The organism is Polynucleobacter sp. MG-27-Goln-C1 (assembly GCF_018881905.1).
Lineage (GTDB): Bacteria > Pseudomonadota > Gammaproteobacteria > Burkholderiales > Burkholderiaceae > Polynucleobacter.
This window is the reverse complement of sequence record NZ_JACVPM010000002.1, coordinates 649974-661708: the sequence shown is the minus strand read 5'-3', so window position 1 is coordinate 661708 and position 11735 is coordinate 649974. Positions and strand designations below refer to the sequence as shown.

11 protein-coding genes are annotated in these 11735 nt (G+C 46.2%); 2 read left to right on the top strand and 9 right to left on the bottom strand.

The features are described from left to right. The first annotated feature begins 11 nt into the window (after positions 1 to 11). Positions 12 to 764 (top strand): cell division protein ZapD, encoded by a 753-nt coding sequence (gene zapD / locus ICN14_RS07480; RefSeq protein WP_216178840.1) that lies wholly within the window; start codon positions 12 to 14, stop codon positions 762 to 764. On the opposite strand, the gene ICN14_RS07475 is transcribed toward zapD, so the two are convergent. The 4 genes from ICN14_RS07475 to secA all read right to left on the bottom strand — a co-directional run bounded on the left by ICN14_RS07475 (position 761) and on the right by secA (position 6134). After that, entirely contained in the window at positions 761 to 1177 is a 417-nt protein-coding gene (locus ICN14_RS07475) for an NUDIX domain-containing protein (protein WP_216225810.1), read from the bottom strand. The genes zapD and ICN14_RS07475 overlap by 4 nt on opposite strands. Before the next feature lie 13 nt (positions 1178 to 1190). Next, complete coding sequence (locus ICN14_RS07470; protein WP_216225809.1) at positions 1191 to 2051, bottom strand: ATP-binding protein; 861 nt, start codon at positions 2049 to 2051, stop codon at positions 1191 to 1193. A gap of 11 nt (positions 2052 to 2062) precedes the next feature. Then, entirely contained in the window at positions 2063 to 3298 is a 1236-nt protein-coding gene (gene argJ / locus ICN14_RS07465; RefSeq protein WP_216225808.1) for a bifunctional glutamate N-acetyltransferase/amino-acid acetyltransferase ArgJ, read from the bottom strand. 70 nt (positions 3299 to 3368) lie between these two features. Further along, complete coding sequence (secA, locus tag ICN14_RS07460; RefSeq protein ID WP_216225807.1) at positions 3369 to 6134, bottom strand: preprotein translocase subunit SecA; 2766 nt, start codon at positions 6132 to 6134, stop codon at positions 3369 to 3371. A 24-nt stretch (positions 6135 to 6158) separates the two neighbouring features. Between secA and ICN14_RS07455 the strand changes: the two genes are divergently transcribed. Then, the gene (locus ICN14_RS07455) at positions 6159 to 6692 is read left to right on the top strand and encodes a hypothetical protein (RefSeq protein WP_255536001.1); all 534 of its coding nucleotides are present in this window, start codon (positions 6159 to 6161) and stop codon (positions 6690 to 6692) included. A 2-nt stretch (positions 6693 to 6694) separates the two neighbouring features. Here ICN14_RS07455 and lpxC read toward each other — a convergent pair whose 3' ends face one another. From lpxC to ICN14_RS07430, 5 genes are all read right to left on the bottom strand, one after another. Continuing rightward, positions 6695 to 7609, bottom strand: a complete 915-nt coding sequence (lpxC, locus tag ICN14_RS07450; protein WP_216225806.1) for a UDP-3-O-acyl-N-acetylglucosamine deacetylase — start codon at positions 7607 to 7609, stop codon at positions 6695 to 6697. Positions 7610 to 7637: 28 nt separating this feature from the next. After that, entirely contained in the window at positions 7638 to 8138 is a 501-nt protein-coding gene (locus ICN14_RS07445) for a peroxiredoxin (RefSeq protein ID WP_215376659.1), read from the bottom strand. A 112-nt stretch (positions 8139 to 8250) separates the two neighbouring features. Further along, a complete protein-coding gene (gene ftsZ / locus ICN14_RS07440) occupies positions 8251 to 9591 on the bottom strand; it encodes a cell division protein FtsZ (protein ID WP_216225805.1) in 1341 nt (446 codons plus the stop codon). A 45-nt stretch (positions 9592 to 9636) separates the two neighbouring features. Continuing rightward, entirely contained in the window at positions 9637 to 10866 is a 1230-nt protein-coding gene (gene ftsA / locus ICN14_RS07435) for a cell division protein FtsA (RefSeq protein WP_173959480.1), read from the bottom strand. 9 nt (positions 10867 to 10875) lie between these two features. Beyond that, positions 10876 to 11733, bottom strand: a complete 858-nt coding sequence (locus ICN14_RS07430; protein WP_216225804.1) for a cell division protein FtsQ/DivIB — start codon at positions 11731 to 11733, stop codon at positions 10876 to 10878. Positions 11734 to 11735 lie beyond the last annotated feature (2 nt).

Below are 11735 nucleotides of genomic sequence, written 5' to 3'. Positions count from 1 at the left end.
AATATAGGCTTGTGATTGTTTACGAATACCCCTTCAATGAATTAGTTCGAAGCATGCTTCGACTGGAGTATTTGTTCGCCCGCTTTAATCACTTCCTTCGATCCGATGATCCTGAACTGCATCACAATGCGATTGCGATGTTATTTGACTTAGGTGACATTGGCTCTCGCGGTGATATCAAATCACTGTTACTCAAAGAATTTGAGCGTCAGAAATATGCCTTGAACGGTTTAAAGTCTTCCCAGAAGGTTGACCAAGAGGCGCTGACACAAACACTATCTGAAATTGATAAAGCCGCACTCAATATTAATCAATCGATGGGCAAGCCAAATTCAGTAATTACTGAGAGTGAATGGCTTAACGCCATTCGCACACGATTGAATATTCCTGGTGGCACTAGCCCGATTGATTTGCCTAGCTACCATGCTTGGAAAAATACTCCCTCAACTCAACGTAGAGAGTTACTAGAAAAATATGTTGCCCCACTTTTGCCATGGCATGAAGCTTGTCAAATTTTCTTAAGATTGTTGCGTCAGTCTGGCGAAGCCAAAGATGTTGTTGCGCATCAAGGCTCTTATCAACAAGCACCATCTGGCAAGGTCTATCAATTGATGCGCATTACTGTAGAAGATGACTCTCTTTTCTCAGAAATCAGCGCTAACAAATATTTACTATCGATTCGTTTTTTAAAGGCGGATGGAGACAAAAAGCCTCAAGTCATAAATGAGGATGTGCCCTTTAGACTCACACTCTGCCAGCTCTAAACCTTTAGTAGCTTAAGCTTTTCCAGCATGGGCCATGCAGCTGGCAACAAAGGTTCTACGGTTGGAAGCGCATCACTAAGCAACTGCCAAGACAGTGCCTGACCCTCACACCCCTGAGGTATTCCAGTCCATTTGCGAATAATACTGACATGCAATCGGACATAAGCATGTGGATAGTCATGCTCTAAGATAACCAACTCTTCACTCGACTCGATATCAATGCCGATCTCTTCTTGTAATTCACGTTTCAGCGCTGTGAAAACGGATTCACCGGCCTCTATTTTTCCGCCCGGAACTTCCCAGTAACCTGCATAAGGCTTTCCTTCTGGTCGTTGCCCCAGAAGATAGCGCCCCTCCTCATCCAACAAGATTCCGGCAGCAACTTCTGTAACAGGACGATTAGAGTCACTCATGAGTCGTCAATGATTAAGCAGCATGCGATCCGGCCCAGTGCTTAGCAAACTGCCAAGCCACGCGACCAGATCGTGAGCCACGCTCTAAGGCCCAAACCAAAGCTTCAGCTCTAGCGCCCTCAATCTGCGCATCATTTAAACCAAAATGATGTAACCAATGAGCAACAATCTCTAGATACTCATCTTGCTTTGGCGGATAAAAAGAAAGCCATAATCCAAAACGCTCTGAGAGAGAAATTTTTTCCTCAACCACTTCCCCCGGATGAATTTCTCCATCATCACCGTGGACATAGCCCTCGTTATCCTTCATGTATTCAGGCAAGAGATGGCGACGATTCGAGGTCGCGTATATCAAGATATTGTCGACCTGAGCCGATACAGAGCCGTCTAATGCAGACTTCATCGCTTTATAGCCAGACTCACCATCTTCAAATGAGAGGTCATCACAAAAAATAATAAAGCGCTCTGGACGATCAGCCAATAAATCCGTGATGTCAGCCAAGTCGGCTAAATGCTCTTTTTCAACTTCAACTAAGCGCAAGCCCTGGCTAGCAAACTCATGCAAACTCGCTTTAATGAGTGAGGACTTTCCAGTGCCACGTGCGCCAGTTAGCAAAATATTATTAGCAGGCTTCTTCTGAATAAAGTTTTTTGTGTTGTCACGAATGGCATCGCGTTGACGATCAATATTTTTTAGATCTTCAAAAGAAATATCGGCAACATGTTTAACTGGTTGTAAAAAACCAATACTTCCAAAGATGCTATCGCGACGACGCCATCTGAAAGCAGTTGAGGATTTCCACTGCTCTTCAGTTAACGCTTTAGGTAGAAATGTCTCAAGATGACTTAAGAGCTGCTCTAGTTTTTCATTCATGTAACGAGTTCCTATGAACGGTAATCAGCATTAATGGAAACGTAGTCATGCGATAAGTCGCAAGTCCACATCATCTGCTGAGCTGATCCGCGACCCAAATCAATCTTGATGGTAATTTCTGGAGCCTGCATGACTCTTTGTCCATCAACCTCTTGGTAATCCGGGTTACGGCCACCATTCTTGGCAACCCACACATCCCCAAGCCACATTTGCACTTGATTAACATCAAGGTCGGTAATGCCAGCATAGCCAATCGCAGCCAGGATGCGGCCTAAATTAGGATCGCTGGCAAAGAAGGCTGTTTTTACTAAAGGTGAGTGGGCGATTGCCTCTGCAACTAGGCGACATTCTTCTTCAGTCTTGCCGCCTTGCACATCAATCGTTATAAATTTAGTTGCTCCTTCGCCGTCTCTCACAATCATTTGAGCAAGCTTACGTGCGAGATCAATTAAGGCAGTCCGGATCATGCCATAGCTGGCATCGCTTGTAGATTGAATCTGAACAGCTGACTGGCCAGTCGCCATGATGATGAATGAATCATTCGTCGAGGTATCACCATCAATCGTAATAGCGTTAAATGACTGATCAGCAATTTCTTGAGTTAATTTGGAGAGCAAGCCAGGCGCAAAACCAGCGTCTGCTGCAATGAATCCCAACATGGTCGCCATATTGGGATGAATCATTCCTGCGCCCTTACAAATACCAGTCATAGTCACAGGGCCAGCTGGAGTTTCTACCGTTATAGATGTAGCTTTAGGCTGAGTATCCGTAGTCATGATGGCCTCTGCAGCATCGAACCAATGGTCCTCACCTAAGTTAGCCACGGCTTTCGGTAAAGCAGAAATCAATTTATTAATTGGAAGTGGCTCTAGAATCACGCCAGTTGAAAAAGGCAGAATTTGTTCTGGATTGAGTTTGAGCTCTTTAGCCAACTCAGCACAAGTTGCTAAAGCATCTTGCATGCCTCGCTCACCAGTACCAGCATTGGCATTACCAGTGTTGACCACCAAAGCGCGAATCTCACCCTTAGATCCATCCAAGGCCAAATGCTCACGGCAAACCTGAACCGGCGCAGCACAGAAACGATTTAAAGTAAAAACGCCGGCAACTTGTGAGCCAGGAACCAAGGTCATTACCAATAAATCTTTACGATTGGCTTTTTTGATTCCAGCTTCGGCGATGCCCATCTGAAAACCTTTAACAGGCTTAAGTTGGTCTTTTTGGGGGAGTGGTAAGTTAACTGTCATGATCTGACAATTGTAGATGAGGCATTGCAGAGCTGCCGGGACTGGCAGCTCTTTTTTAATCCCGCTAAATTTAACCTAATGCGCCGCAGCAGTTCTTGAACTTCTTACCACTACCGCAGGTACAAGGATCATTGCGACCTACTTTAGGGCCAGTGCGCATAGGTGCAGGAGCAATTTCAATCGCTGCACCACGATCACCAGTCGACCCAGCCACCTCAAGATCTGCATCGGCATGCTGATACTGTACATCTGAGAGTTTGGCTAAATCTTCATTCATTGACTCAGAAGCTTCATCCAACTCACTTGCGCTACGAATCTGTACTGTCATGATGCTTTTCACAACATCATTCTTAATGACGTTAAGCAACTCACCATATAGCTCGAATGCTTCGCGACGGTACTCTTGTTTTGGATCCTTCTGGGCATAACCACGCAAATGGATACCTTGACGTAAATGATCCAAAGCGGCTAAATGTTCACGCCAATGGGTATCTAGGCTATAGAGCAAAACTGAACGTTCAAATCCAGCGAAGGATGCGCGTCCAGAAAGCTCTACTTTTGCATCGTAGGCTTCTTTTGCAGCCTCTAATACACGCTCAACAATCTGTTCATCGTCCATAGATGCAGCATTTTCAACCCAATTTTTTAGGTCAATCGTTAAACCCCAGTCGCTAGCCAATACCTTCTCCAGGCCAACTAAGTCCCACTGCTCTTCCATCGATTCCAGGGGAACGTATAAGGCACAAATGCCACGCAACACATCTTCACGCAAATTGGCAATCAACTCACCAACATCAGCACTTTCAAGAACTTCATTTCTTAAGCGATAAGTTTCTTTACGCTGATCATTTGCAACGTCGTCGTATTCCAGTAATTGCTTACGAATATCAAAGTTACGGCCTTCAACCTTGCGCTGAGCAGACTCAATTGAACGAGTCACCATACCAGCTTCAATCGGCTCGCCATCGGGCATCTTGAGACGATCCATGACTGCGCGCAGACGATCACCAGCAAAAATACGCAGTAGTGAATCGTCTAAAGAAAGATAAAAACGGGAAGAACCAGAATCACCCTGACGACCAGCACGACCGCGAAGCTGATTGTCAATACGACGGCTCTCGTGACGCTCTGTACCAATAATGTGCAAGCCACCCGCAGCTAATACTTGATCATGCAAACTTTGCCACTCATCCTGCAAGGTCTTAATCTTGGCTGCTTTTTCTGCGTCAGATAGAGCTGCATCCATTTCAATTAAGGAAGATTGTTTGCCAACGTTACCGCCCAAAACAATGTCTGTTCCACGGCCAGCCATATTGGTGGCAATGGTGATCATCTTTGGCCTACCAGCTTGAGCAATGATCTCCGCTTCGCGAGCATGCTGCTTCGCGTTCAATACTTGATGTGGTAATTGACGCTTATCTAGCAAACCAGCAATTAATTCTGAATTCTCAATCGAGGTTGTACCAACTAATACAGGTTGGCCACGTTTGTAGCAATCCTCAATATCTTTAATTACTGCATCGTAGCGCTCGCGCGAGGTCTTGTAGATCTGATCTTGGCGATCTTTTCTTTGACTGATGCGATTTGGAGGAATAACTACGGTCTCAAGGTTATAAATTTCCTTGAACTCATAAGCTTCGGTATCTGCAGTACCGGTCATACCAGCCAGCTTGCCGTACATACGGAAGTAGTTCTGGAAAGTAATTGTGGCTAAGGTCTGATTCTCATTCTGAATCTGCACACCCTCTTTAGCCTCAACAGCTTGATGCAAGCCATCAGACCAACGACGACCCTGCATTAGACGTCCCGTGAACTCATCAACAATAATGACTTCACCATTCTGCACAACATATTGTTGATCGCGGTTGTACAGCGTGTGCGCACGTAATGCTGCATACACGTGATGCATCAATGTAATATTTTGCGGAGCATACAAAGAGTCGCCATCATTCAAAGCGCCAAGCTCAACTAAAACTGTCTCTGCCTTATCGTGGCCGCGCTCTGTTAAGTAGACTTGCTGTGACTTCTCATCAACCCAGTAATCGCCCGGCTTTTCCACACCAGTGCCATCTGCTTTTTCTTCGCCAATTTGGCGCTCTAAGTAAGCAGGCAATGCATTGATCTTGATGTACAAATCAGTGTGGTCTTCAGCCTGACCAGAAATGATCAATGGAGTACGCGCCTCATCAATCAGAATGGAGTCAACCTCATCAACAATCGCATAAGCTAGGCCGCGTTGAACACGTTGACCTAAATCTTGCACCATGTTGTCACGGAGGTAATCAAAACCAAACTCATTATTGGTGCCGTAGGTGATATCCGCTGCATAAGCTTCTTGCTTGGTTGTGTGATCCATCTGAGATAGATTCACGCCAACCTTCATACCTAAGAAGTTATAGAGCGTTGACATCCACTCAGCATCACGCTGAGCCAAGTAATCATTCACCGTGATGACGTGAACGCCCTTGCCTGTTAAAGCATTTAAATAGACTGGGAGCGTGGCAGTTAAAGTTTTACCTTCACCTGTTCCCATTTCAGCAATCTTGCCTTGATGTAATGCAAGGCCACCCATCATCTGCGCATCAAAGTGGCGCATCTTCATCACTCGTGAACTTGCCTCACGAACTACCGCAAAAGCCTCAGGAGCAATATCATCTAATGACTCACCCGCAGCCAAACGCGACTTGAACTCAGCAGTTTTTGCTTGCAATGCGGCATCATCCAAAGCTTGCAGGCTAGGCTCGAAAGCGCTAACTTTAGCAACTACTTTGCGATACTGTTTTAAGAGGCGGTCGTTACGACTGCCGACCAGGGTTTTAAGAAGACCGATTACCATGGGATATTGAAGTAAATTAAGACCTTGAGTTTATCACCCGCACCCTCTTTTTATATGAACTTTGCCCCTAAACCTGTCCGCACGAAAGCCGCCCATGAGTGGCTAGAGTATTTGCGCGACTCTGAGGGCTTGGGTGGAATTTTGGCCAAAACAGAAGATCTGGCCAAACTCAAAATTGCCCTTAAAGCGGCCCTATTTGAGCTGGATCTAGATAACTTGGCGCCCAAAATTGAGGCCGGCTGGCGTTCTGGAGGTCAGAATGAATTATTTTTATTGGTGAATGGGGCAAGTATTGCCACCCGTCTTCAACAGGTTTTACCTAGTCTAATCAATGAGTTAGCTAAAAAAGGGGTGACTTGTGCCAGCATTAAAGTACGCCTCAAGCCAGCGCCACCCACTTGGGACGTTAAACCCCGTCAGGGTCAGCAGGTCAGCCAGAAGCCAAAAGGCTTTAATGCCGTAGCGAGGGCTTCCTGGGAATCCTTATTAGAGAAATTGGCACCAGATTCTGATCTGCGTAAGGCGGTTGAACGCCTACTTCAAAGCAAACCCAAATAAACCTAGAAAAAGAGGGGTTGACTCTCTTTGGAATAGGCGGCGGGAGCCTTATTTTCTGGAAAACTGCTAACTTCGTAAGAACTGGGGTCTTCTAAAAGCTTACGCAAGAGCGCGTTATTGAGGGCATGTCCTGATTTTTCAGCGACATAAGAGCCCACAATCGGATGACCAACTAAATACAGATCGCCGATAGCGTCCAAAATTTTGTGGCGAACAAACTCATCTTCATAACGTAACTCTTCGTTATTCAGAATGCGATGCTCATCAAGCACGATCGCATTATCTAAACTTCCGCCACGCGCCAATCCCATCTCTCGCAAAGCTTCAACTTCATGTGCAAAGCCAAAAGTGCGCGCACGGCCAATCTCGCTTCGATATGCATGTTCTGCAAAATCCACTACAAAGCGCTGACCAGTTTTATCTACTGCCGGGTGCTTAAAGTCGATTGTGAAATCTAACTTATATCCAAAGAAAGGTTCTAGACGCGCGAGCTTGTCACCCTCTCTCACCTCTATAGGCTTCTTAATAACTACAAACTGTCTTGGCGCATCTTGCTCAGCAATACCAGCCGATTCCATTAGGAACAAAAATGAAGCTGCACTGCCATCCATGATGGGAACCTCTTCACCATCAAGCTCAATCAATAAATTATCAAGCCCTAAGCCTGCACAAGCTGAAAGCAAGTGCTCCACTGTGGAAACACGCACTCCATCTTTTTGAATTACTGAGGCCAAGCGAGTATCGCAAACCGCCAGAGCAGTAGCCGGTACAACCGATTGCTCTGGGGTATCTACACGTACAAATAAGATTCCTGAATTTATCGGCGCAGGCTTAATAGCCAAAGTCACCTTGCGCCCAGAGTGCAAGCCAATCCCCACGGTTTTAATCGGGGTGGCGATTGTGCGTTGCTTCATCATGGTTTTATCTAAATTCAGGAATAATTTCTTAAAGCTTCTTCAAAATTGAAGCGGCATCACTCACTTCAAACTTGCCAGGTGCTTCACGATCTAAAGTTGTTACTACACCGTCTTCAACAATCATGGCATAACGATCTGAACGAACACCCAAACCACGAGCAGTCAAATCCAATTCGAGACCAAGTTTCTTAGTGAACTCGGCGCTACCATCACCTAACATACGGATCTTTTTACCAACTTTTTGATCTCGTCCCCAAGCACCCATTACAAATGGGTCGTTTACTGAGATGCACCAAATTTCATCGACACCTTTTGCTTTGATTGCATCAAAGTGCTCAACATAGCTAGGAACGTGCTTTGCTGAACAAGTCGGTGTAAATGCGCCAGGCAAAGCAAAGATCACAATCTTTTTGCCAGCGGTGAGTTTTTCAACTTCGAATGCGTTTGGGCCAATAGCGCAACCTTCACTAGCTTCATCTAAAAACTCATAAAGAGTAGCGTTTGGTAATTTTTGTCCGACTGCGATCATAAGATCTCCAATGAAATAGTTGTCATGAGTATGCCAACGCTAGCGCGGGATTCGTCGTCCGGAGGGGCGCCGCGCTGGCATTCTGCAACTACATATTGTATTGAGCAGTGGTTTAGTCTGCTTGCTTACGTAAAAAGGCTGGGATTTCGTAGTAATCAGCCCCTTTATCCAACATGGTTTTTGCCTGTGGTGAGCTATCAGCGCCTAATGTAGGGGCTGGTGTAGCTTCACGCGAACTACGGAATACGCGTGGCAAATCATATTGGCTGTAATCGACTCCGCTGGTTGCTGGTTGAGCAGCCATTGAAGGCGCACTACCAGCACCTGTCATTGCCAAACCAGCGCTAGTGCTCAAAGCTGAATCAAGACTTACCTTGCTCATTGCTGCTGAAGCACTTGCTGGAGCAAAGCTATTCAAGTCAGCCATTGTTGGCATCGCATCATGCGTACCAGTAGCTTGTCTCCAAACTACTTCTGGTTGATGATGTTGACGTGCTTGTGGATTATTCAAGCCAGTAGCCACCACAGTAACGCGCAAGGCATCACCTAAGCTCTCGTCATATACGGTACCAAAGATCACAGTAGCATCATCTGCAGCATAGCCACGAATCGCTGCCATCACTTCACGAGTCTCAGACAACTTCAATGAACGGCTAGCAGTGATATTCACCAATACGCCACGTGCACCAGACAAATCAACACCTTCGAGCAATGGTGATGCAACTGCAGCTTCAGCAGCTAAACGTGCACGATCCATGCCAGAAACTGTTGCAGTTCCCATCATCGCCTTGCCTTGTTCGCCCATCACTGTTTTCACGTCCTCAAAGTCGACGTTGATCAACCCTTGTACGTTAATGATTTCCGCAATACCTGAAACAGCGTTATGCAATACATCATCAGCACATGCGAATGCCTTATCAAACTCAGCATCTTCACCCATCACTTCGAACAATTTCTCATTGAGAACTACGATCAATGAATCTACATAAGACTCGAGCTCAGAAGCTCCATTTTCAGCAACCTTCAAACGCTTAACGCCTTCAAAGTCAAATGGCTTGCTGATAACGCCAACAGTCAAAATACCCATCTCTTTAGCAACTTGAGCAACGATTGGCGCTGCACCAGTACCTGTGCCACCACCCATACCAGCAGTGATAAACACCATGTGTGCACCTTGCAATGTGTCTGCAATACGTGCACGCGCTTCTTCAGCAGAAGCTGCACCGATTTCAGGTTTTGCACCAGCACCGAGTCCGCTAGAGCCTAGTTGCAAATTCACAGATGCCTCAGAACGCTGTAAAGCGCCAGCATCGGTGTTCATGCAAATAAACTCTACGCCGTTAACACCGCGACGAATCATGTGCTGAACTGCATTACCACCTGCACCACCAACTCCAACCACTTTAATAATGGTTTTGCCGGCTGTTTCTTGATCTAACATTTCAAATTCCATATACCCTCCTAGGTAATAAGTACTACATTGACGACGACGAAAAACTTAAAAATTTCCTGCGAACCATTCCTTCATGCGCGAAATCACACTTTGCAACGCGCCTGATTGCGATACTCGACGGCCACGCAACAACTGCGCCTGGCCTTCCATTAATAAACCGATACTGGTAGCAAAACGTGGGCTACGCAAAACTTCATGCAGGTGTCCACGGTACTCAGGAGTACCGATACGCGCTGGGCGCAAGAACACTTGTTCAGCAAGCTCAACCATGCCTGGCATCAAAGAAGTTCCACCCGTTAGTACGATTCCTGAGGACACCATATCTTCGTAACCAGAATCACGAACTACGCCACGCACCAAGGTAAATAACTCTTCTACACGCGGCTCAATGACAGCCGCTAAAGCTTGCTTAGACATTGGGCGTGGTTCGCGATCTCCAACACCAGGTACATCAATCATGGTGGTTGGATCCGCCATATCTTGGCGAGCAATACCGTATTGAATCTTGAGATCTTCCGCATCAATCGTCGGCGTACGCAATGCCATCGCAATGTCATTGGTAATTTGATCGCCTGCAATCGGAATCACAGCAGTATGTCGAATGGAGCCCTGGCAATAGATAGCGATGTCGGTTGTGCCGCCACCAATATCGACTAAGACAACGCCCAGCTCTTTTTCGTCCTCCGTTAAGACGGCTAAGCTAGATGCTAGTGGCTGCAAGATGAGATCATTTACTTCCAAGCCACAACGACGCACGCACTTCACAATATTTTGCGCAGCACTAACTGCACCAGTAACAATGTGCACTTTTACCTCTAGACGCAAACCACTCATACCAATTGGCTCACGCACATCTTCCTGTCCATCAATAATGAATTCTTGAACAAGGATGTGAAGGATTTGTTGATCCGTAGGGATGTTGATTGCTTTAGCAGTTTCTAAGACGCGCTCAACATCTCCAGCACTGACCTCTTTATCCCGAATGGCCACCATACCGCTGGAGTTAAAGCTCACAATGTGATTTCCAGCAATGCCAGTAAAGACCTGTACGATCTGGCGATCTGCCATGACCTCAGCTTCTTCTAGTGCTTTTTGAATGGATTGGACAGTAGCCTCAATATTGACAACTACCCCCTTCTTCAAGCCTTTAGATGCAGTTTGGCCAACGCCAACTACATTGAATTGGCCATCCGGCGCCAATTCAGCAACCAAAGCAACCACCTTGGAGGTACCAATATCCAATCCGACCAATAAATCGCGGTTGTCTTTACTCATTCTCATTCCTCATTGCTTCTGCTCACTTTTCTTGCCATCTGCTTCATTCTTTTTCAAACTTGCCGAAGCAAGATGCACTGCAAAACCGTTTGCATAGCGCAAATCAATTGCATCTACGCGATTAGCCCACTTCTCTTGAACCTGCGGCCAATACTTAAAGAGGCGCGCTACACGATCCTCAGTTAATGTTTTGTCGGAGTTCTCTTCATCCCTGCCGAACTCCACCTTCATGCCGTTGGATAACTTCACATGCCAGGCATAGCGCTCGGAGAGGGTTAAGCTTTTTACCTCTGCACTCCAAGGCTTAAACCAAGCGTTCGCTTTTTCATATAAGCGCATCACTTCTTTGCTTGTATCTTCCGGTCCAGAGAAATCAATTAACTGAATTCCGTCTCCCACATCAGAAACACGACCAGCAAAAAGCTCGCCATGGGTATTCATTAAGGTATGACTATCAGCCCCACCCCAAGTACCAAATGGTTTTTGCTCTTCAATACTTACAATTAATCCGTTAGGCCAAACTCTGCGAACATTGGCATGACGCACCCAAGGCATAGACTCGAAACCACGCTTCACATCCTCTAATCTCACGCTAAAGAAGTTTCCTTGGACCGTCTCTAAGACTTGTTGCTTCACTACAGGCTTATTAATATGCTTGAGCGTTTGTCCAGCCACCGGCTCAATCACTACTTGGCGCAATGCAAAGACGGGTCGCTGGCTTAACCACACCAAAATTCCCACGCAAACCATAACCGCGAAACAGCGCATCAAGAAACGGCTCAGCTTCTGCATCCGCTCTGGATGATTCCAAAGTGGGGATGCCAGTGAAGCAAACACTTCACCGAAACCGTTTAGGAAAGCGCTCATCC

Bases quoted from the DNA above. Each gene is read 5' to 3' on its own strand.
- ICN14_RS07475 (WP_216225810.1), bottom strand. From the start codon at position 1,177: ATGAGTGACTCTAATCGTCCTGTTACAGAAGTTGCTGCCGGAATCTTG.
- ICN14_RS07470 (WP_216225809.1), bottom strand. From the start codon at position 2,051: ATGAATGAAAAACTAGAGCAGCTCTTAAGTCATCTTGAGACATTTCTA.
- argJ (WP_216225808.1), bottom strand. From the start codon at position 3,298: ATGACAGTTAACTTACCACTCCCCCAAAAAGACCAACTTAAGCCTGTT.
- secA (WP_216225807.1), bottom strand. From the start codon at position 6,134: ATGGTAATCGGTCTTCTTAAAACCCTGGTCGGCAGTCGTAACGACCGC.
- lpxC (WP_216225806.1), bottom strand. From the start codon at position 7,609: ATGATGAAGCAACGCACAATCGCCACCCCGATTAAAACCGTGGGGATT.
- ICN14_RS07445 (WP_215376659.1), bottom strand. From the start codon at position 8,138: ATGATCGCAGTCGGACAAAAATTACCAAACGCTACTCTTTATGAGTTT.
- ftsZ (WP_216225805.1), bottom strand. From the start codon at position 9,591: ATGGAATTTGAAATGTTAGATCAAGAAACAGCCGGCAAAACCATTATT.
- ftsA (WP_173959480.1), bottom strand. From the start codon at position 10,866: ATGAGTAAAGACAACCGCGATTTATTGGTCGGATTGGATATTGGTACC.
- ICN14_RS07430 (WP_216225804.1), bottom strand. From the start codon at position 11,733: ATGAGCGCTTTCCTAAACGGTTTCGGTGAAGTGTTTGCTTCACTGGCA.